Source organism: Microbacterium phyllosphaerae (assembly GCF_017876435.1).
Classification (GTDB): domain Bacteria; phylum Actinomycetota; class Actinomycetes; order Actinomycetales; family Microbacteriaceae; genus Microbacterium; species Microbacterium phyllosphaerae.
On the sequence record NZ_JAGIOA010000001.1, the window covers coordinates 2700641 to 2720860 of the forward strand.

Below are 20220 nucleotides of genomic sequence, written 5' to 3' on the forward strand. Positions count from 1 at the left end.
TCACACCACGGCGCTATGCTGAAATGACTCGCGCGCCCGGCGCACATCACACACCCCCGTAAAGTTGCGGTCTGCGATCGTGCTCTCCGGACGCTCTCGAACAGTTGCAGAAGGGCTTCACAGTGTCGGAATTGCAGTGGGATGAGATCGACCGACGTGCGGTGGACACCGCCCGTCTTCTGGCAGCGGATGCCGTGGAGAAGGTCGGCAACGGCCACCCCGGCACCGCGATGAGCCTCGCTCCGGCCGCGTATCTCCTCTACCAGCGGGTACTCCGCCACGACCCGACCGACACCGACTGGCTCGGCCGCGACCGCTTCATCCTCTCGGTCGGACACTCCTCGCTGACGCAGTACGTGCAGCTCTACCTCGGCGGCTTCGGTCTCGAGCTCGACGACCTCAAGGCACTCCGCACCTGGGGCTCGCTCACGCCGGGTCACCCCGAGTACGGCCACACCAAGGGCGTCGAGATCACGACCGGCCCGCTCGGCCAGGGTCTCGCCTCGGCCGTCGGCTTCGCGTACGCCGCCCGCTACGAGCGCGGCCTCTTCGACCCCGAGGCCGCTGCGGGCACGAGCCCGTTCGACCACTTCGTGTACGTGATCGCCGGCGATGGAGACCTTCAGGAGGGCGTCACCAGCGAGGCGTCGTCGCTCGCCGGTCACCAGGAGCTCGGCAACCTCATCGCGATCTACGACTCCAACCAGATCTCGATCGAGGATGACACGAACGTCGCCTTCACCGAAGATGTCGCGAAGCGCTACGAGGCCTACGGCTGGCAGGTGCAGATCGTCGACTGGAAGAAGACCGGCGAGTACGTCGAAGACGTCGCAGAACTGAACGCAGCGATCGAGGCCGCCAAGGGCGAGACCTCGAAGCCGTCGCTCATCATCCTCAAGACGATCATCGGGTGGCCGTCGCCCGGCAAGCAGAACTCCGGAAAGATCCACGGCTCCGCCCTCGGTGGCGACGAGCTGGCCGCGACCAAGAAGGTCCTCGGCTTCGACGCCGACGAGCACTTCGCCATCGCGGACGACGTGATCGCCCACACACGTGCTCTCGCAGACCGCGCCGCCGAGACGCGCGCCGCCTGGCAGACGTCGTTCGACGCGTGGGCCGCGGCCAACCCCGAGCGCAAGGCGCTCCTCGACCGCCTCGAGGCCAAGGAGCTCCCTGCCGACATCACGTCCGCTCTCCCGGTCTTCGCCAGCGGCAAGGACGTCTCGACGCGCGCGGCATCCGGCCAGGTCATCAACGCACTCGCCGCCGAGCTCCCCGAGCTCTGGGGCGGATCCGCCGACCTCGCCGAGTCGAACCTCACCACCATCAAGGACTCGAAGTCCTTCATCCCCGCCGAGTGGTCGACCCACGAATGGTCGGGCGACCCCTACGGCCGCGTGCTTCACTTCGGCATCCGCGAGCACGCCATGGGCGCGATCGTCAACGGCATCGTGCTGCACGGCCCCACCCGCGCCTTCGGCGGCACGTTCCTCATCTTCAGCGACTACATGCGCCCGCCGGTGCGTCTCGCCGCCCTGATGAACGTCCCCAGCATCTTCGTGTGGACCCACGACTCCGTCGCGCTCGGTGAAGACGGCCCGACGCACCAGCCGGTCGAGCAGATCGCCACGCTGCGCGCCATCCCGAACTTCACCCTGGTCCGCCCGGCAGACGCCAACGAGACCTCGGCCGCCTGGCTCGAGATCCTGCGCCGCCACGAGGGACCGGCGGGCATCGCCCTGACCCGTCAGAACATCCCGGTGTTCGAGCGCGGCCAGGGTGCGGCCGACGGTGACGTCTTCGCGTCGACCGACGGTGTCTCGAAGGGCGCGTACGTGCTCGCCGAGGCTCCCCACGGCACACCCGACGTGATCATCATCGCCACCGGTTCCGAGGTCCAGCTGGCGGTCGACGCCCGCGCGGCCCTGGCCGAGGAGGGTGTGGGCGTGCGCGTCGTCTCCGCTCCTTCGCTCGAGTGGTTCGACGAGCAGGACGAGGCGTACCGCGAGTCGGTGCTCCCGAAGGCGGTCACCGCGCGCGTCTCGGTCGAGGCGGGTTCCGTCCTCAGCTGGCGCGGCATCGTGGGCGACCGCGGCCGTTCGGTCGGCATCGACCACTTCGGCGCTTCCGCCGACTACAAGACCCTGTTCGAGAAGTTCGGCATCACCACAGAGGCCGTCATCGCGGCCGCACGCGAGACCATCAAGGAGAACGCATGAGCACCCCCACCGCAGACCTCGCAGCAGCCGGTGTCAGCATCTGGCTCGACGACCTGTCGCGCACCCGCATCTCCTCCGGCAACCTCGCCGAGCTGATCGAGACCCGCAACGTCGTCGGCGTCACCACCAACCCGACGATCTTCGCCAACGCGATCACCGACAAGAACAACACCTCCTACGACGCTCAGGTCACCGAGCTCGCAGCGTCCGGTGCGACGGCCGAAGAAGCCGTCTTCGCCGCGACCACGCAGGACGTCGCGGCGGCGCTCGACGTCTTCCGCCCCGTCTGGGAGAAGTCGGGCCACGTCGACGGCCGCGTCTCGATCGAGGTCTCCCCCGACCTCGCGCACGACACCGACGGCACCGTCGCACAGGCCAAGCAGCTCTGGGCCAAGGTCGACCGTCCGAACCTCCTCGTCAAGATCCCCGCGACGAAGGCCGGCCTCCCGGCCATCACCGAGGCCATCGCCTCGGGCATCAGCGTCAACGTGACCCTGATCTTCAGCCTGGAGCGCTACGCCGAGGTCATCGAGGCGTACCTGACCGGACTCGAGCGGGCGCACAGCGCCGGCATCGACCTGTCGACCATCCACTCCGTCGCCTCGTTCTTCGTGTCGCGCGTCGACACCGAGACCGACAAGCGACTGTCGGCGATCGGCACCGACGAGGCCGAGGCGCTCAAGAGCAAGGCCGGGCTCGCCAACGCCCGTCTCGCCTACGAGCTCTACGAGCAGAAGTTCGCCGAGAAGCGCGCCCAGGACCTGATCGCGGCCGGTGCGAACGCTCAGCGTCCGCTCTGGGCCTCGACCGGCGTCAAGGACCCGGCTCTGCCCGACACCCTCTACGTCACCGAGCTCGTCGCGAAGGACGTCGTCAACACGATGCCCGAGAAGACGCTCGAGGCGACCTTCGACCACGGCGTCGTCACGGGCGACACCATCACCGGTGGCTACGAAGAGGCCCGCGCAGTCTTCGCCGGCCTCGCCGACCTCGGCATCGACTTCACCGACGTGACCCAGGTGCTCGAGGACGAGGGCGTCGCCAAGTTCATCGACTCCTGGCACGACCTGCTCACGCAGGTGGCAGAGGGCCTCGAGGCGCAGCGATGACATTCGCGATCCACGCCTCGGGCGCGGCTCGGGTCGCGATCGACGAGACGGTTCCCGCTCTCGTCCACGACCTCATCGCCTCCCGCCTGACCGGCGGCGATGCGACCCTCTGGGGTCCGGCAGCCGAGTCCGAGGCGTCGATCCGCCTCGGATGGATCGAGGCGGTCTCCGTCTCGCGCCCGCTGGTCGCCGAGATCTCCGCGCTGCGCGCGGATCTCCACGCCAAGGGTGTGACGCGCGTGGTGCTCGCCGGCATGGGCGGCTCCTCGCTCGCTCCGGAGGTCATCGCCCAGACTGCGGGCGTGCCGCTCACGATCCTCGACTCCACCGCGCCGAGCCAGGTGCTCGCCGCGCTGGACGAGGGCCTCGAGGGCACCGTGCTCGTGGTGTCGTCGAAGTCGGGTTCCACCGTCGAGACCGATTCGCAGCGCCGCACGTTCGAAGCAGCGTTCCGCGACGTGGGCATCGACCCGGTCGAGCGGATCGTCGTGGTCACCGACCCGGGTTCCCCGCTCGACGCGTCGGCCCGTGAGGCGGGATACCGCGTCTTCAACGCGGACCCGAACGTGGGCGGTCGGTACTCGGCGCTCACCGCGTTCGGTCTCGTGCCCTCAGGCCTCGCCGGCGCCGACATCGACGAGCTCCTGAACGAGGCCGAGGCCTCGCTCCTCGAGGTCGCGATCGACTCCGCCGACAACCCCGCCCTGCGGCTGGCCGCGGCGATCTCCGCCACCTCGCCTCGCCGCGACAAGCTGGGCCTGATCACCGACGGCACGCACATCAACGGCCTCCCCGACTGGATCGAGCAGCTCATCGCCGAGTCCACGGGAAAGGACAGCACCGGCATCCTGCCCGTCGTCCTGCTTCCCGTGTCGCCCGAGCTCGACTCGAAGCCGGCCGACCTGCAGATCGTGCGGTTCGTCGATGACGCGAACGAGTTCCACCTCCGTGAGCGCCACCAGGACGAGATCCTCGTCAGCGGATCGCTGGGTGCGCAGCTGATCGTGTGGGAGTACGCCACCGCGATCGCCGGGTACCTGCTGGGCATCAACCCGTTCGACCAGCCCGACGTCGAGTCGGCCAAGGTCGCCGCCCGTGGCCTCCTGGACGCCCGCCCGGAGCCCACGGCCCCGGCGTTCGTCGAGAACGGCGTCGAGGTGCGCGTGTCCGATGCCGCCCTCGCGGTGTCGGGAACGGTCGAAGGCGTGCTCGACGCGCTCTGGGCTGAGCTGCCGTCTGACGGCTACGTCTCGATCCAGGCATACGTCAACCGGCTCGACGTCCCGCAGCTGCAGGGCCTCCGCGAGCTCGTCGCCGCCGACTCCGGTCGTCCCACGACATTCGGCTGGGGACCCCGGTTCCTGCATTCCACGGGTCAGTACCACAAGGGCGGTCCCGCCCAGGGCGTGTTCCTGCAGATCCTGGAGCGCACCGAGGTCGACCTCGAGATCCCTGAGAGGCCTTTCACGTTCGGGCAGCTCATCGAAGCGCAGGCTGCCGGCGACGCCGGCGTCCTCGCCGAGCACGGCCGTCCGGTCGTCTCCCTGACGATCACCGATTCGTCGGCTGACGTCCTCACCCTCTTCGAAGCAGCACAGAAGTAACAGCCAGGAGAATCCCCCACCGATGTCTGTTCCCATCTCGCGCGGGCACAACCCGCTGCGTGACCCCGATGATCGCCGCCTCAACCGGATCGCGGGGCCCAGTGCCCTCGTGATCTTCGGTGTGACCGGAGACCTGTCACGCAAGAAGCTCATGCCCGCGGTCTACGACCTCGCCAACCGCGGACTCCTTCCCCCCGGATTCGCTCTCGTCGGCTTCGCCCGACGGGACTGGGAGGACCAGGACTTCGCGCAGGTCGTCTACGACGCCGTCAAGCAGCACGCACGTACCCCGTTCCGCGAGGAGACGTGGGCGCAGCTGCTGCAGGGCATCCGGTTCGTCTCCGGCGAGTTCGACAACCCCGAGTCCTTCCGCAAGCTCCGCGAGACCGTCGACCAGCTCGATGTCGAACGCGGCACGATGGGCAACCACGCGTTCTACCTGTCGATCCCGCCGAAGGACTTCCCACTCGTCGCGAAGCAGCTCAAGGACTCCGGACTCGTCGGCGCGAACGACGATGACGACGAGCGCTGGCGTCGCGTCGTCATCGAGAAGCCGTTCGGCCACGACCTCGAGTCGGCCCGTGAGCTGAATGCGGCCCTCGAAGTCGCGTTCTCGGCGGACTCGATCTTCCGCATCGACCACTACCTCGGCAAGGAGACGGTCCAGAACATCCTGGCGCTGCGCTTCGCGAACGAGCTCTACGAGCCGATCTGGAACCGCAACTACGTCGACCACGTGCAGATCACGATGGCCGAGGACATCGGCGTGGGCGGGCGCGCGGGCTACTACGACGGTGTCGGTGCCGCGCGTGACGTGATCCAGAACCACCTGCTCCAGCTGCTGGCTCTCACCGCCATGGAAGAGCCGATCAGTCTCTCGGCAGAGCACCTGCGCGCAGAGAAGGAGAAGGTCCTCGCCGCGGTGCACGTTCCCGAGGATCTCTCCCTCGCTACCGCGCGCGGTCAGTACGCCGGCGGATGGCAGGGCGGCGAGCAGGTCACCGGCTTCCTCGATGAGGACGGCATGAACCCCGAGTCCGGCACCGAGACCTACGCGGCGATCAAGCTCGAGATCGACACGCGACGCTGGGCCGATGTGCCCTTCTACCTGCGTACGGGCAAGCGCCTGGGACGCCGTGTGACCGAGGTCGCGGTCGTGTTCAAGAAGGCCCCGGAGCACCTGTTCGGTCGTTCGAACACATCCGAGCTCGGCCAGAACGCGCTCGTGATCCGCGTGCAGCCCGACGAGGGAGTCACGATCCGCTTCGGCTCGAAGGTCCCCGGCAACGGCTCCAACGTGCGCGACGTCACGATGGACTTCGGTTACGGCCACGCCTTCACCGAGGCGAGCCCCGAGGCGTACGAGAGGCTCATCCTCGACGTCCTGCTGGGCGACCCGCCGCTGTTCCCGCGGCACGAAGAGGTCGAGCTCTCGTGGAAGATCCTCGACCCTGTAGAGAAGTTCTGGGCAGCCGAAGGCGGCCCGGTCGACCAGTACGCACCCGGCTCGTGGGGTCCGGCATCCGCCGACGACCTCCTTGCCCGTGACGGACGAGTCTGGAGACGCCCGTGATCATCGACCTTCCCGACACGACCGTCAGCCAGGTCGCCAAGCAGCTCGTCAAGGTGCGCGAAGAGGGTGGCGCTGTCGCCCTCGGACGCGTGCTGACGCTGATCATCTCGGCCCGCAACGGCGTCGCCGAAGCGGCGATTGACGCTGCCAACGACGCCTCTCGCGAGCATCCCATGCGCGTGATCGTGCTCACCACCGGCGACGGAGAAGCGCGTCTCGACGCGCAGATCCGCGTCGGCGGCGACGCCGGCGCCAGCGAGGTCGTGGTGCTCCACGCCTACGGCGACGCGGCCAGCAACGAGGAGAGCCTGGTCACGGGTCTGCTTCTTCCGGATGCTCCCGTCGTGGCCTGGTGGCCGGAGGAGGCGCCGACCTCACCTGCCGACTCCCCGCTCGGCAAGATCGCGCAGCGACGCATCACGGATGCCGCGACCGCACCTGACGTACGCGATCGCCTCGCGCTCCTCGGCGATTCGCACGCTCCCGGTGACACCGACCTCGCGTGGACGCGCCTCACGCACTGGCGTGAGCAGCTGGCCGCGGTTCTCGACCAGCCGCCGTTCGAAGAGGTCACCGCGGTCGAGGTGCGAGGCGGGTCCGCCTCGCCGTCGACCGCGCTGCTCGCCGCCTGGCTGCAGATGGCACTCGAGGTTCCCGTCACGTGGTCGTACGAAGACCCCGAGCACTGGCAGGAGGGCATCAAGTCGGTGCGGCTCCATCGCGCATCGGGCGACATCCTGCTCGAGCGTCCCACCCCGGGCGTCGCCGTCCTGACGCAGCCGGATCAGCCCGACCACGACCTGCACCTTCCCCGGCGCACGCTGCGCGAGTGCCTCGCCGAGGAGCTGCGTCGACTCGACCCTGACGTCCTGTACGGTCGAGTGATCACGGAGGGCTGGGAGAAGCTGGGTCCGCCCGAGACAGGAGAATGATGTCGTCGCAGACAGCGCCCGCAGAGAAGCGGGTCGTGGTCGAACCCACTCCCGCCGCACTGGCGGCGAGTGTCGCCGACAGGTTCCTGACGCGTCTTCGTGCTCGCACGCGCAACGGCCGCATCGCCCACGTCGCCCTCACGGGCGGCTCGATGGGCGGTGCGGTCCTGCGTGCGACGCTCGCGCATCCGCGGTCGTCTCAGATCGACTGGTCGCTCGTGCACTTCTGGTGGGGCGATGAGCGCTTCGTCGCTCGCGACGACACCGACCGCAACGCTCGACAGTCGCGAGAAGCGCTGCTCGACCACATCCCTGTTCCCGAAGAGAACGTGCACGAGGTCGCAGCCGCCGGCGAGGGACTGACCCTCGACGAGGCCGCGGATGCCTATGCGGCGGAGCTCGCACGCTTCAGCACCGACGAGCACCCGTGGCCATCGTTCGCCGTGTGCTTCCTCGGCGTCGGCCCCGACGGCCACATCGCATCGCTGTTCCCCGATCGCCCCGAGGTGACGGTGACGGATGCCGCGGCCCTGCCCGTACGCGACTCCCCCAAGCCGCCGCCGGAGCGCGTCACGCTGACGCGTCCGGTGCTCAACGCCTCGAAGCGCGTCTGGCTCGTCCTCACGGGCGCCGACAAGGCGTCGGCGCTGGGCCTCGCCCTCGCCGGCGCCAGCTACACGAACGTGCCCGCAGCGGGCGCCAAGGGGCGCAAGCGCACGGTGTTCTTCGTCGACGAGGCTGCCGCCTCGGAGGTCTCACCGGATCTCATCGACCCGGCCTACTGAGCCGTGGTGATCAGGCCTCGGGGCTCTTCGCCTCGGGGCCTTTCGCGTCCCCGTCGCTGCCGCGTGTGATCCCCAGGTCCTGACTGTCGCTGAGTACCTGCGGGTGATATCTCGCGAGTCCCACGACTCCCCAGATCGCGATCGCCCCGGCGACGGCGAAGATCACGAGAACCCACGGCGGGGCGGCGGCCGCTTCACCGAGCACGACCATGCCGATCAGCACGGCGATCATCGGGTCGACGACCGTCAGACCTGCGATCACGAGGTCCGGCGGGCCCGAGCTGTACGCGGTCTGCACGAAGTAGGCGCCGACAGCACCGGCCGCGATCAGAGCGATCACGCACACGAGCGTGATCCACTCGAAGTTGCCCGCTTCGATCCGGTTGATGACAGCTTTCGCCAGCGTGGCGACGAAGCCGTAGAGGATACCGGCCCCGATCACGTAGAACAGGGCGCGCATGCGTCGACGCAGCACGAGCCAACATGCCCCCAGCACGATGATGACCACCAGCAGGATCGTCAGGATCGTGAACAGCTCGTTGTTCGCGATCGGTCGTTCGGTCGCATAGATGGCGGCGAAGAAGACGAAGAGGAAGATACCGCCGACGCAGCAGATGATCGCGGTGATCGATTGTCTGGTCGGTGAGTGCCCCGAGATCCGGGCGTTGAGCAAGGTCGTGATGACGAGCGCGATCGCGCCGAGGGGCTGAACGACCATCAGGGGCGCCTGCGACAGGGCTGCCAGCTGGCACACGATGGCAAGAGCCAGCATGAGTGTGCCTGCGATCCACGACGGCCGGGTCAGCAGCGCCTTGAGCTGTCCGGCGCTGAGACCGCTGGCTCCGTCTGCGCCGCTGAGTCGCTCGACCTTCTCGACACCACGGTACTGGTACTGCGCCCCGAGTGACATGAAGACGGCACCTGCCAGCGCAAGGGGTATGCCGAGGAGCAGTTTGGGGTTCTGAAAGACACCGACCAGCTGCTCGGTGACGTCTTCCGCCCCAGTCATCCATACGGAGATGCTCACCCTACGACCCTACCCGGCGATATGCGCCGAGTAGGGTTATGGCGTGGCTGTTCTTCCTATTCGCATCATGGGCGACCCCGTCCTGCACTCCCCCGCCTCCGTCGTCGAAGAGATCACCGACGACATCCGCACGCTCGTCGCCGACATGTTCGAGACGATGGACACGGCCCCGGGTGTCGGTCTCGCCGCACCTCAGGTCGGCGTACCGCTGCGGATCTACACCTATGCGTACGTCGACGATGATGAGCAGCCGTGGCGCGGTGTCATCATCAACCCCGAGCTGTGGATGGTGCCGCTGGAGCCGGGCGACCCCGACGACGACCTCGAGTCCGAAGGATGCCTCTCCTTCCCCGGGGAACGCTTCCCCCTTCGGCGGTCCGAGCGGGTCCGCGTGACCGGTGTCGATCTCGACGGGGCCCCGATCGAGATCGCCGTCGACGGCTGGCGTGCGCGGATCATGCAGCACGAGTTCGATCATCTCGACGGCATCCTCTACATCGACCGTCTCTCCGACGGCGACTGGAAGACCGTGCAGAAGATCGCGAAGAAGCGCGGATGGGGAAAGCCGGGCGCCCGGTGGATGCCGGGAGTCGACGACCTCGAAGGCTGACCTCACTTCCCAGCCCAATCAAAGCCTTCTCGGAGTTGCATCACAGACTCCGGGGCGGATAGCGTGCTTGAGGCGGTGTTTTGATATACCGCGCACCAAGAGGCTCTGGGAGGGGAAAATCATGATGAAACTGCGCACGCGACGCGCACTGGCGCTTGCAGGTTCTGCGGTGGCGCTGTCGGTCGCACTGACCGGCTGTAGCGCTCTGAACGGGATCCTGGGCGGCGGCTCGGGAGACGCCGACCGCGACGAGGACACCGGACAGGTGACCGAGAGCTCGAACATCGACATCTTCTCGCTCAAGCTCGGCGACTGCAAGATGGCCAGCGCGAGCGGTCTGATCGAGGATGCGGACGTCGTACCGTGCGACCAGCCGCACGACGAAGAGGTCTACTACGAGATCACGATGGACGACGGCGAGTTCTCCGAGGACGACATCGACGCCGCCTCGCAGGAGTGCATCGGCGATGCCTACACGAGCTTCGTCGGTATCGCGTTCAACGACTCCGTGCTCGAGGTCTACCCGATCACCCCGACGCAGCAGACCTGGGACGAGCTGAACGACCGTGTCGTGCAGTGCGTGATCTCGGACCCGGATGGCCAGACCACGGGCTCGCTCAAGGGCGCAGCACGCTGATCTGAGATCGATTCGAAGAGGCCCCGTCACTGACGGGGCCTTTTTCGTATCCGAGGTACGACGCGTTGCCGCTCGCCCTGGTGAGGCCGTACGTGCGCGTCGCGCCCATAGAAAGGGAAAAGCCCCTCCGAAGAGGGGCTTTTCATTGGCTCCCCGGCTTGGACTCGAACCAAGAACCTGCCGGTTAACAGCCGGCTGCTCTGCCAATTGAGCTACCGAGGAATGTGCTCCGCTGCGCGGGCAACTCGTCAATCCTAGCAAACTCCGGAGCGTGCTCTCGACACGGGCCGCACATCGGGCGTGTCGTCCGCGCAGACGCTCAGTGCTGCGAATCGGCCTCCGCATTCGGCGCCCACAGGAGGTCTTTTCCGACACCGCGGGCGACGACATGGCCGCCGCGCAGCATCAGCGTCTCAGCGTTCAGCTCACGGATGAAGTCGGCGTCGTTCGTGACGAGCAGCGCTCCCATCCCCTGCTCCTTGCGACGACGTGTGATCGCGTCGAACACGACCGGTCTCACCTCGAGGTCGAGGTTCGCCAGGATCTCGTCGGCGATCAGCACGCGGGGCTCGAGCACGAACGATCGGGCGATCGCCACGCGCTGTCGCATGCCGGCACTCAGTTCGTACGGGAACTTCGCCGCCGTGCCCAACGGCAGGTGCAGCTCGTCGAGCAGCGTCGCCACCCTGATCGACAGTGCCTTGGAGTTGACGCGCTTCTCGCGGATGAGGATCGGCTCGGCGATCACCTCGTTGACCGTGAGCTGCGGGGGCAGATCGGCCCCTGCGCCCTGAGGGACGAATCCGGTGCGGTAGGTGAGCAGGCGGTGCTTCCGCCCCGGCCTGCGGATGTCGACGCCACACACCTGCGCGCTGCCGCCCACCACACGGACCGACGGATCCGTGGATCCTGCGAGAGCCGCGACGAGCGTCGACTTGCCCGAACCGGTCGGCCCCGCGACGCAGATGAGATCACCGGGAGCGAGCGTGAAGCTCACCCCGTCGATCGCCCGCGTCGGACCGCTGTGCCCGACCCTGTCGATCACGAGGTCGGAGCTGTCGATCGCGTTCGTCGATTCGGGCCGGGAGAACATTCCTCCATCCTGCCCTGCAACGCTGGAGAGCGGCCGTTACGACTCGGCGAACCGCTGACGCTCCACGTCGATGTCCCGCAGCCGCATGCGCAGCGCTCGCCCGCCGTCGGAGTCGGCAGGCACGCGCTGCACGGCCCCGAGGAGCTCCTGTTTGTCGTGCTCCAGGCTGCGCATGATGAGCCTGCGCGCGAGATCAGTCGTCGAGGCGACCGCTCCAGCCTCGTTGCGCGCCGGGAAGGGAGTCATGAGCAGCTCGCCGGCGAGCGACCGATACGGTTCGCGCACCGAGTTCACGGCATCCGTCACCCAGCCTGCACGAGTGCGGTCGGCGGCGGATGCGACGGCCTCGCGCACCGCGTCGAGCCCCGGAGTGCGGAACGGGGTGCTGAGGGCTCGAGCGAGGAGCGCCTGGTCGATCTGGTGACCGTACTGCAAGGCCCCCATCAGCGCGTCGCGTTCGACGGCGACGTCCGCCGTCCGCGGCAGGCTCGCCAGCGTCACGGGAACGAGGGCGGGGGCACCGGTAGCCGGATCGATCGGTGTCTCGTGACGGGCACTCGGCTCGTGACGGGACGTCTGCGATCCGCCCCGTGCGGCACGCTCGACCTCGTTGTGCACCTCGGTGGGGTCCATGCCCAGGCGTCGAGCCAGCACCCGCTCGTAGCCCGGGCGCAGCAGGCGGTCCCGGATCTCGGCGACGATGGGCGCCGCGGCGCGGAGAGCCCCCACTCGGCCCTCGACGGTGGAGAGGTCGAAGCCGGAGAGCTTGCGGTCGATGGCGAACTCGAACATCGGCTGCTTGGTCTCCATGAGCGACCGCACGGCGGCGTCACCGCGCTGCAGTCGGAGATCGCAGGGGTCGAGCCCGTCGGGAGCGACCGCGACGAACGTCTGCGCGTTGAAGCGGTCATCCTCGGTGAACGCGCGCAGCGCCGCCTTCTGCCCCGCCTCGTCGCCGTCGAACGTGAACACGACCTCACCCGAGGCGTTGTCGTCGCCCATGACACGGCGCAGCACCTTGATGTGGTCCGTTCCGAATGCCGTGCCGCAGGTCGCGATCGCCGTCGTGAGACCGGCGAGGTGGCACGCCATCACATCGGTGTACCCCTCGACCACGACGACCCGGCGAGGGTCGCCGCGCGAGATGTCGCGCTTGGCGAGGTCGAGCCCGTAGAGCACCTGCGCCTTCTTGTAGATCGGGGTCTCCGGGGTGTTCAGGTACTTCGGGCCCTGGTCGTCGTCGAACAGCTTGCGCGCGCCGAACCCGATCGTCTGACCCGAGACGTCGCGGATCGGCCACACGAGGCGGCCGCGGAAGCGGTCGTACACGCCGCGCTGACCGGTCGAGACGAGACCTGCGGCACTCAGCTCGTCGCGGGTGAATCCCTGAGCCGTGAGCGCCTTGAGCATCTTGTCCCAGCCGCGCGGCGCAAACCCCACACCGAAGTGCGCGGCGGCGCCGGCGTCGAAGCCGCGCTCCCCGAGGAAGCGTCGCCCTGCCTCGGCATCCGCGGTCAGCAGCTGGCCCCGGAAATACTCGGCGGCGGCGGTGTTGGCGGCGTAGAGGCGGCTGCGGCCGCTCGTCTCGGGAGCCGATCCGCCGTCTTCGTAGTGCAGGGCATAGCCGATGCGACCCGCCAGGCGTTCGACGGCCTCGGTGAAGCTGACATGGTCCATCTCACGGAGGAACGAGTAGACGTCGCCCGACTCACCGCATCCGAAGCAGTGGTAGTAGCCGACCTGGGGCCGCACATGGAAGCTCGGGCTCTTCTCGTCGTGGAAGGGGCAGAGCCCCTTGAGGGAGCCGACTCCCGCGTTCTTGAGCGCGACGCGCTCGCCGACGATATCGGCGATGTTGGTGCGGGCCTTGACCTCGTCGACATCGGCCTGACGGATGCGGGGCATCAGCCGGCCCCTTCGATGACCGCCTGCCGCGGGGTGTGCTGTCGGGCGCCGGGCCGCGCGTGACGCGGCGTCCAGATGCCCACCTCGGCCGGATCGATCTCGCCGACCAGCCGGTTGTGCCAGTCGATGGCGCTCTGATCGGTGAGGCTCGCGATCTGATCGACAATGACCCGCGCGCGTTCGTGATCGGTCGTCGCGGAACGGAAATCGGCCGAGAACGCGGGCTCGAGCACATCCGCACCGGCCGACCAGAGCGTGTCCGTCGACCACAGCGCGTCGGCGAGCCGCTTCAGCACGCGCCGCTGCTCTTTGTAGACGCCCTTGCGCGCGTCGATCGTCACGATTGCCTGCCCCATGATGCCCTTCAGCACGGCGATCTCGGCCTCGATCACGCGGGGCACCACGACGTGCGCGTTGTACCGCACGAGCGTCGGGCCGGCGTACGCCGCGCGGGTCGCGGAGACGGCGGCGCGGGCGAAGCGACCGATGAAGTCGCTCGTGAGGTTCTTGAGCCGGGCCAGGTCCTGACGCGAGCGATCGAACGACTGCAGCCACATCGGCTGGGAGGCGAGGCGATAGAGCGCGTCAGCGAGGTCGTCTCGCGTGAAGTCGTAGCCGACCCACTGCTGGATCCGGTCGATCAAGGCTTCGTGCTGACGCGGGTCGGAGAGCTGGGCGACGTCGACGTAGCCGTTGACGATCGCATCCTCGAAGTCGTGCACCGAGTAGGCGATGTCGTCGGAGAGGTCCATGATCTCGGCCTCGATGCAGCGGCGCCGACCCGGAATCCCCTCGCGCATCCACCGGAAGACCGCCTCGTCTTCGGGGTAGACGCCGAACTTCAGTCGACCACCGGGGTCGGGCACCGGACTGTCGACCGTCCACGGGTACTTGCAGGTCGCGTCGAGACTGGCCCTGGTCAGGTTGAGGCCGACCGATCGCCCGTCGTCGTCGATGGCCTTGGCCTCGAGGCGAGAGAGGATGCGCAGCGATTGCGCGTTGCCCTCGAAGCCTCCGATGGGCTCGGCCCATTCGTTGAGCGCCCGCTCACCGTTGTGCCCGAAGGGCGGGTGTCCGAGGTCGTGGCTGAGGCACGCGGTGTCGACGACGTCTGCGGAGACCCCGAGCGCGGTCGCCAGCTCCCGGCCCACCTGCGCGACTTCGAGCGAGTGGGTGAGGCGGTTGCGGGCGAAGTCCGCCGTGCTGGCGGGGCTGAGCACCTGAGTCTTGGCGGCCAGGCGCCGCAGCGCTGCGGAGTGCAGCACGCGCGCGCGGTCGCGAGCGAAGTCGTCGCGTTCGGATCGATGAGTCTCGGCAAAGAATCGCTCGGCGTCGCGCGGGTCGTATCCGTCCGAGCGCCCGCGCGCCGGGTTCACCTGAGGATCAACCGCCACTGTTCTCGATCTCCGCCCCTCGCATCATCTCGGATGCCGACGCCGCGAGTTCGCGCGACTCCAGCCACTTGTCCGGCAGCGCCGGGCGCTTCGGGCGACCCGACCGACCGCGCTGACCCTCGGCGTCCTCCCCGGGGTACGGAGCGGTGTGGTCGAGCTGGCCCAGCAGGTCATCGATCTCGGCGAGGCTGGATGCCGTCGCGAGCCCCGTGCGGATGTCGCCGCCGACCGGGTACCCCTTGAAGTACCAGGCGACGTGCTTGCGCACGTCGCGGCATCCGCGATCCTCGTCCTCGAAGAACTCGACGAGGAGCTCGGCGTGACGACGGAAGGCGTCGGCCACGAAACCGAGGGTCGCAACGACCGGGTGCGATTCGGCGCCGAAGGCCGCGGCGAGCTCGCCGAAGAGCCAGGGCCGTCCCAGGCATCCGCGTCCGACGACCACGCCATCGCAGTCGGTCTGCTGCATCATGCGCACGGCATCGTCGGCCGACCAGATGTCGCCGTTGCCGAGAACGGGCACGCTGGTCACGGCCTGCTTGAGCTCACCGATCGCGTTCCAGTCGGCGAAGCCCGAGTAGAACTCGCTCGCGGTGCGGGCGTGCAGAGCGATCGACGCGACGCCCGCGTCTTCCGCGGCACGACCAGCGTCGAGGAACGTGAGGTGATCGGGGTCGATGCCCTTGCGCATCTTGATCGTCAGCGGGATGTCGCCAGCGGCCTTCACGGCCTGCGTGACGATCTGCGAGAAGAGCGAGCTCTTCCACGGCAGCGCCGCTCCCCCACCCTTGCGCGTGACCTTGGGCACCGGGCATCCGAAGTTCAGGTCGATGTGGTCGGCGTGGTCTTCGGCGACGATGATGCGGACGGCCTCGGAGATGGTGTGCGGGTCGACGCCGTAGAGCTGGATCGACCGGGGAGTCTCGGACTCGTGGTGACGGATCAGACGCATCGTCGTCTCGTTGCGCTCGACGAGCGCGCGTGAGGTGATCATCTCGCTCACATAGAGCCCCGCGCCGTATTCGCGGCAGAGCCTACGGAACGCGGTGTTGGTGATGCCCGCCATGGGTGCGAGGACGACCGGTACGTCGAGAGCGATCGGACCGATGTTGAGGGTGCGAGCGGAGGCGGTGGCGAGAGTCATGTCCCTTCCATTCTCCCAGACACGGAGCCCGTCTCGGCGCATCGACCTAAGCTGTGAATATGACCGATCCCGCAGTCCGTTCCATCCCCTTCACCGACGCCGACGGCAACGAGAAGACGCTCGACGATCTGGGTGCCGATGTGGTGCTCGTGGTGAACGTCGCCTCGAAGTGCGGCCTGACTCCGCAGTACGAGCAGCTCGAGGAGCTGCAGCGCCTGTACAGCGACCGCGGATTCAGTGTCGTCGGATTCCCCTGCAACCAGTTCTTCGGCCAGGAGCCCGGCTCCGTCGACCAGATCCTCGAGTTCTGCTCGACGACCTACGGCGTGACCTTCCCCATCAACGACAAGGTCAAGGTCAACGGCAAGAACGCCACAGAGCTCTACAAGTCGCTGAAGGAGACCCCGGATGCGGGCGGCAAGGCCGGCCGCGTCGAGTGGAACTTCGAGAAGTTCCTCGTGCTGCCCGACGGCGAGGTCGTCCGGTTCCGCCCGAAGCAGAAGCCGAACGACCCCGAGATCGTCGGCGCGATCGAAGCCGCGCTGACCCGCTAGGCGACCGCGGCGTCAATCGCGATCTGGACGGTGGCGGCACGTGGGTCACGAGTACGAGCTCTCGGGTGGCAACGCCAGCGGCCCCGTCGTCAAGGTCGGCGATACGGTCCGCAAGATCTGGACCGCTGCGACGCCCGGCGTCCATGCCCTGATGGTGCATGTGCATGAGCGTGGTGTCGATGTTCCCTCACCCCTCGGCCGGGACGACACCGCACGTCAGATCATCGAATACGTGCCCGGCTCCCTCGCCATCGATGCGTCACCCCTGACGCACGATGAACTGCACAGAGTCGGGGCGATGATCCGGGCGATCCATGATGCCAGCGAGGATTTCTCCCCTCCGGCCGACATCACGTGGGAGACGGCGATCGCTGCTCCCGGTGCGGATCTCGTGTGCCACAACGACCTCGCGCCCTGGAATCTCATTGTCGGAGACCGGTGGGTCTTCATCGACTGGGATGCCGCAGCACCGAGCACTCGTCTCTGGGATCTCGCATACGCGGCGCAGAGCTTCGCACTCTCCGAGGTTGACGCCTCCCCTGCACGTGCGGCGGCCGGTCTGCGGGCGTTCGTCGACGGCTACGGTGCCGACCTCGAGCTTCGCAGACGACTTCCCTCAGCGATGCATCGGCGTGCCGCCGCGATGCTGGACATGCTTACCGCTGCACACGAGGAACACCGCGAGCCGTGGGCATCCATGTTCGCGGATGGCCACGGCTCGCACTGGGCCGCTGTCGTCGACTATGTGGGAACGCACCGAGCCGTCTGGCTCGATGCACTGACCCGCTAGACCGCCGCGGTCTCGGGCTCGGCCGCGGCGTCGCCGCGCTTGGCCCAGAGGTCGCGCAGCACGTTCTCGAACGCTGCGGGCGGCTGCGCGCCGGAGATGCCGTACTGCCCGTCGATCACGAAGAAGGGCACGCCCTGGATGCCGTAGGCCTGGGCCTGCGCCTGATCCTGGCGGACGTCGGCGAGGTGGCGGGCCGAGACGAGCGCCTCACGCGCGTCGTCGGGGTTGAGTCCGACCTCGACCGCGAGCTCGACCAGGTCGTCGATGCGGCCGACGTGCTTGCCCTCGGTGAAGTAGGCCGACATGAGGCGCTCCTCCATCTCGTGCTGCACGCCCTGCGCCTTGGCGAAATGCAGCAGCTCGTGGGCCTTGACCGTGTTCGTGTGCTGCAGCAGATCGAAGCGGTACGCCAGGCCTGCACCTTCGGCGACACCCGTGACGTGCGAGAGCATCTGCTCGACCTGTTCACGCGGCATCCCCTTGTGACCGGCGAGGAAGTCGATCTCGTCGCCGTCGAAGTCGACCGGGGTGTCGGGCGAGAGCTCGAACGAGTGGAAGGTGATGTCCACCTGCGGGGCGTCGTCGTCGGAGGCTACGGCTTCGAGCCCCTTCTCGAGGTTGCGCTTGCCGATGTAGCACCACGGGCAGGCGATGTCGGACCAGATGTCGATCGAGATGGCTTCAGTCACACAGTCATCCAACCGTATGCACCTATGGGCTATTCCGTCGGTAGGATTCTCGGATGCTCTCCGCCGCCGATCCGCTGCTGTTCCGGCCGGAGAGAGTCCTGATCGCCGGCGTCACCGGATCGGGCAAGACGACGCTCGCGCGACGTATCGCCGAGCTCTGGGATCTTCGTCATGTCGAGATCGACGGGCTGTTCCACGGTGAGAACTGGACGCCGCGTCCGTCGTTCCTCGACGACGTGCGCGCGTTCGCGGCGACCGATCGTTGGGTCACCGAATGGCAGTACACGAGCAAGGGCACCGATGAGATCATGACGCCGCGTGCGCAGCTCGCGATCTGGCTCGACTATCCCTGGCCGATCGTGCGCACACGTCTGCTGCGTCGCACTCTGAGCCGCAGCATCCTGCGTACCGAGATGTACAACGGGAATGTCGAGAAGCCGGTGTGGCAGCTTCTGACCACGAGGGATCCTGATCGGAGCATCCTCGCGTGGCAGAAGAAGACGCGCATGTTCTGGGCGACCCAGATGCCCCTCCGACGAGAGCGCCACCCGCACCTCACGATCGTGCGACTGCGTCACCCTCGTGAGACCGAACGGTGGCTTCGCGCTCAGGCCGGAGCGTCAGGCGTGTCGATCGCCCCGCCGAAGCGACGGTCGCGCGACAGATAGATGCCGATCGAGCGCCACAGCTCCTCGCGCGAGAAGTCGGGCCAGAGCGTGTCGAGGAACACCATCTCGGCATAGGCCGCCTGCCACAGCAGGAAGTTCGAGGTGCGCTGCTCTCCTGAGCTGCGCACGAACAGGTCGACGTCGGGCATGTCGGGCACGTACAGGTTGCGGCGGATCATCTTCTCGCTGATCGCGTTCGGCTTGACCTTGCCGGCCGCGACGTCGGCAGCGATCGACCGCATCGCGTCGACGAGCTCGACGCGCCCGCCGTAGTTCACGCACATGGTGAGCGTGAGCACGTCGTTGTCCTTGGTGAGCTGCTCCGCGTGCTGCAGCTCTTTGATGACACTGCCCCAGAGACGCGGCTTGCGGCCGGCCCAGCGGACCCGGACGCCCCATTCGTTGAGCTGATCGCGTCGGCGGTGCAGCACGTCGCGGTTGTACCCCATCAGGAACCGGACCTCTTCAGGAGACCGCGCCCAGTTCTCGGTCGAGAAGGCGTAGACCGAGAGGTGCTTCACGCCGGCCTGGATCGCACCGGCGACCACGTCGAGAAGCACCTCCTCCCCCGCCTTGTGCCCCTCGATGCGGTTCAGGCCCCGACGGTTCGCCCAGCGCCCGTTGCCGTCCATGACGATCGCGACGTGCTCGGGCACGGCCGGGAACACGGGCGGGTACACACCCGTCCAGTCGAGCGGGCGGTACGCCACCGCGTCCTTGTGCGTGTAGGGCTTGGGGCTCACCGTGCTCCTTCTCGGGGGATGTCGGCGACGAGGTGCGAGAGCGAACGGATGCCGCGCTCCAGGTGCCACTGGGCGTAGGCGGCGACGAGACCGGATGCTGCGGCGTTGTCGGCGTGCGGTGCGGCGTCGATCACGCTCCAGTCACCGGCCATGAGCGACCGCAGGAGCGACAGGGTCTTCTCGGCGACCTTCGGACTGCCTGCGGGCGCGCAGTTCACGCAGACCGCCCCGCCGAGCTGACCGACGAAGTGGGTATGCGGTCCGGGAGCTGCGCATCGGGCGCAGTCCCCGAGTGACGGGGCCCATCCCGACAGTGCCATCACCCGCAACAGATAGGAATCGAGGATGCTCCGCGGGGAGTGCTCGCCGCGAGACAGCGCGCGGAGCCCGCCGACGAGCAGCAGGTACTGGTCGGGCGTCGCCTCGGAGTCACTGAGCCGGTCGGCGGTCTCGACCATCGCGTTCGCTGAGGTGAACCGGTCGTAGTGCGCCGCGATGTCGGATCCGTACGAGCCGAGCGACTCGGCCTGCTGCACGATGTCGAGCGAGCGGCCCTGGTACAGCTGCACGTCGGCGACCATGAAGGGTTCGAGCCGCGAGCCGAACTTCGACGACGTGCGCCGAACCCCCTTGGCGACCGCGCGGATCTTGCCGTGCCGCCGAGACAGCATCGTCACGATGCGATCCGCCTCACCCAGCTTGTGGGTGCGCAGGATCACCGCTTCGTCTCGGTAGGTGGGCACC

The 20220-nt window shown here is 67.9% G+C and carries 19 protein-coding genes and 1 tRNA gene; 11 read left to right on the plus strand and 9 right to left on the minus strand.

All coding sequences use genetic code 11. From position 1 onward, the window contains the following. The first annotated feature begins 122 nt into the window (after window positions 1-122). Genes tkt through pgl form a run of 6 tightly spaced genes read left to right on the plus strand, consistent with a single transcriptional unit; the run spans window position 123 to window position 8222 of the window. The gene (tkt, locus tag JOF42_RS12730; RefSeq protein ID WP_210098175.1) at window positions 123-2219 is read left to right on the plus strand and encodes a transketolase; all 2097 of its coding nucleotides are present in this window, start codon (window positions 123-125) and stop codon (window positions 2217-2219) included. Beyond that, complete coding sequence (gene tal, locus JOF42_RS12735) at window positions 2216-3328, plus strand: transaldolase (protein WP_210098176.1); 1113 nt, start codon at window positions 2216-2218, stop codon at window positions 3326-3328. The genes tkt and tal overlap by 4 nt, the downstream gene beginning before the upstream one ends. Further along, window positions 3325-4932: a glucose-6-phosphate isomerase gene (locus JOF42_RS12740; protein WP_210098177.1), complete on the plus strand. Its 1608-nt coding sequence runs from the start codon at window positions 3325-3327 to the stop codon at window positions 4930-4932. The genes tal and JOF42_RS12740 overlap by 4 nt, the downstream gene beginning before the upstream one ends. 22 nt (window positions 4933-4954) lie before the next feature. Then, a complete protein-coding gene (gene zwf / locus JOF42_RS12745; protein ID WP_210098178.1) occupies window positions 4955-6505 on the plus strand; it encodes a glucose-6-phosphate dehydrogenase in 1551 nt (516 codons plus the stop codon). After that, on the plus strand, window positions 6502-7437 hold the full coding sequence (locus JOF42_RS12750) for a glucose-6-phosphate dehydrogenase assembly protein OpcA (RefSeq protein WP_210098179.1): 936 nt from the start codon (window positions 6502-6504) through the stop codon (window positions 7435-7437). Before zwf ends, JOF42_RS12750 begins: the two co-directional genes overlap by 4 nt. Beyond that, window positions 7437-8222, plus strand: coding sequence for a 6-phosphogluconolactonase (gene pgl, locus JOF42_RS12755; protein WP_210098180.1), 786 nt, complete (start codon window positions 7437-7439; stop codon window positions 8220-8222). The genes JOF42_RS12750 and pgl overlap by 1 nt, the downstream gene beginning before the upstream one ends. Window positions 8223-8232: 10 nt before the next feature. On the opposite strand, the gene JOF42_RS12760 is transcribed toward pgl, so the two are convergent. Next, the gene (locus JOF42_RS12760) at window positions 8233-9231 is read right to left on the minus strand and encodes a DMT family transporter (protein ID WP_210099203.1); all 999 of its coding nucleotides are present in this window, start codon (window positions 9229-9231) and stop codon (window positions 8233-8235) included. A 61-nt stretch (window positions 9232-9292) separates the two neighbouring features. On the opposite strand from JOF42_RS12760, the gene def reads away from it, so the two are divergent. Both def and JOF42_RS12770 read left to right on the plus strand, forming a co-directional pair. After that, window positions 9293-9859 carry a peptide deformylase gene (def, locus tag JOF42_RS12765; RefSeq protein WP_210098181.1) on the plus strand — a complete coding sequence of 189 codons (567 nt, stop codon included), beginning with the start codon at window positions 9293-9295 and terminating at the stop codon, window positions 9857-9859. A 121-nt stretch (window positions 9860-9980) separates the two neighbouring features. Then, window positions 9981-10496 (plus strand): septum formation family protein, encoded by a 516-nt coding sequence (locus tag JOF42_RS12770; RefSeq protein ID WP_210098182.1) that lies wholly within the window; start codon window positions 9981-9983, stop codon window positions 10494-10496. Between the two features lie 146 nt (window positions 10497-10642). Here JOF42_RS12770 and JOF42_RS12775 read toward each other — a convergent pair. From JOF42_RS12775 to dusB, 5 genes are all read right to left on the minus strand, one after another. Next, a tRNA-Asn gene (locus JOF42_RS12775) sits at window positions 10643-10718 on the minus strand. 97 nt (window positions 10719-10815) lie between these two features. Then, entirely contained in the window at window positions 10816-11589 is a 774-nt protein-coding gene (locus JOF42_RS12780) for an ATP-binding cassette domain-containing protein (RefSeq protein WP_210098183.1), read from the minus strand. A gap of 36 nt (window positions 11590-11625) precedes the next feature. Then, window positions 11626-13494: a DNA primase gene (dnaG, locus tag JOF42_RS12785; RefSeq protein WP_210098184.1), complete on the minus strand. Its 1869-nt coding sequence runs from the start codon at window positions 13492-13494 to the stop codon at window positions 11626-11628. Then, window positions 13494-14888 (minus strand): deoxyguanosinetriphosphate triphosphohydrolase, encoded by a 1395-nt coding sequence (locus JOF42_RS12790; RefSeq protein WP_210098185.1) that lies wholly within the window; start codon window positions 14886-14888, stop codon window positions 13494-13496. The genes dnaG and JOF42_RS12790 overlap by 1 nt, the downstream gene beginning before the upstream one ends. After that, window positions 14878-16032 carry a tRNA dihydrouridine synthase DusB gene (gene dusB, locus JOF42_RS12795; protein ID WP_210098186.1) on the minus strand — a complete coding sequence of 385 codons (1155 nt, stop codon included), beginning with the start codon at window positions 16030-16032 and terminating at the stop codon, window positions 14878-14880. Before dusB ends, JOF42_RS12790 begins: the two co-directional genes overlap by 11 nt. 59 nt (window positions 16033-16091) lie before the next feature. Here dusB and JOF42_RS12800 point away from each other — a divergent pair, with 59 nt between their 5' ends. Together JOF42_RS12800 and JOF42_RS12805 are read left to right on the plus strand one after the other, a co-directional pair. Further along, on the plus strand, window positions 16092-16586 hold the full coding sequence (locus JOF42_RS12800) for a glutathione peroxidase (RefSeq protein ID WP_056307270.1): 495 nt from the start codon (window positions 16092-16094) through the stop codon (window positions 16584-16586). 40 nt (window positions 16587-16626) lie between these two features. Then, window positions 16627-17376 carry a phosphotransferase gene (locus JOF42_RS12805; RefSeq protein WP_210098187.1) on the plus strand — a complete coding sequence of 250 codons (750 nt, stop codon included), beginning with the start codon at window positions 16627-16629 and terminating at the stop codon, window positions 17374-17376. On the opposite strand, the gene JOF42_RS12810 is transcribed toward JOF42_RS12805, so the two are convergent. Beyond that, the gene (locus JOF42_RS12810) at window positions 17373-18065 is read right to left on the minus strand and encodes a DsbA family oxidoreductase (protein ID WP_210098188.1); all 693 of its coding nucleotides are present in this window, start codon (window positions 18063-18065) and stop codon (window positions 17373-17375) included. The two genes, JOF42_RS12805 and JOF42_RS12810, sit on opposite strands and share 4 nt — an antisense overlap. Before the next feature lie 53 nt (window positions 18066-18118). Between JOF42_RS12810 and JOF42_RS12815 the strand changes: the two genes are divergently transcribed. Beyond that, on the plus strand, window positions 18119-18733 hold the full coding sequence (locus tag JOF42_RS12815; RefSeq protein WP_210098189.1) for a P-loop NTPase family protein: 615 nt from the start codon (window positions 18119-18121) through the stop codon (window positions 18731-18733). Here the strand turns inward: JOF42_RS12815 and JOF42_RS12820 are convergent. After that, a complete protein-coding gene (locus JOF42_RS12820; RefSeq protein WP_210098190.1) occupies window positions 18673-19476 on the minus strand; it encodes an isoprenyl transferase in 804 nt (267 codons plus the stop codon). The genes JOF42_RS12815 and JOF42_RS12820 overlap by 61 nt on opposite strands. After that, window positions 19473-20219: a DNA repair protein RecO gene (recO, locus tag JOF42_RS12825; protein ID WP_210098191.1), complete on the minus strand. Its 747-nt coding sequence runs from the start codon at window positions 20217-20219 to the stop codon at window positions 19473-19475. The genes JOF42_RS12820 and recO overlap by 4 nt, the downstream gene beginning before the upstream one ends. Window position 20220 lies beyond the last annotated feature (1 nt).

Excerpts from the sequence above, each read along its gene's own strand:
- JOF42_RS12815 (WP_210098189.1), top strand. The coding sequence starts at position 18,119 with ATGCTCTCCGCCGCCGATCCGCTGCTGTTCCGGCCGGAGAGAGTCCTG.
- dnaG (WP_210098184.1), bottom strand. The coding sequence starts at position 13,494 with ATGCCCCGCATCCGTCAGGCCGATGTCGACGAGGTCAAGGCCCGCACC.
- dusB (WP_210098186.1), bottom strand. The coding sequence starts at position 16,032 with ATGACTCTCGCCACCGCCTCCGCTCGCACCCTCAACATCGGTCCGATC.
- zwf (WP_210098178.1), top strand. The coding sequence starts at position 4,955 with ATGTCTGTTCCCATCTCGCGCGGGCACAACCCGCTGCGTGACCCCGAT.
- JOF42_RS12740 (WP_210098177.1), top strand. The coding sequence starts at position 3,325 with ATGACATTCGCGATCCACGCCTCGGGCGCGGCTCGGGTCGCGATCGAC.
- JOF42_RS12770 (WP_210098182.1), top strand. The coding sequence starts at position 9,981 with ATGATGAAACTGCGCACGCGACGCGCACTGGCGCTTGCAGGTTCTGCG.
- JOF42_RS12780 (WP_210098183.1), bottom strand. The coding sequence starts at position 11,589 with ATGTTCTCCCGGCCCGAATCGACGAACGCGATCGACAGCTCCGACCTC.
- JOF42_RS12760 (WP_210099203.1), bottom strand. The coding sequence starts at position 9,231 with ATGACTGGGGCGGAAGACGTCACCGAGCAGCTGGTCGGTGTCTTTCAG.
- pgl (WP_210098180.1), top strand. The coding sequence starts at position 7,437 with ATGTCGTCGCAGACAGCGCCCGCAGAGAAGCGGGTCGTGGTCGAACCC.
- tal (WP_210098176.1), top strand. The coding sequence starts at position 2,216 with ATGAGCACCCCCACCGCAGACCTCGCAGCAGCCGGTGTCAGCATCTGG.
- JOF42_RS12800 (WP_056307270.1), top strand. The coding sequence starts at position 16,092 with ATGACCGATCCCGCAGTCCGTTCCATCCCCTTCACCGACGCCGACGGC.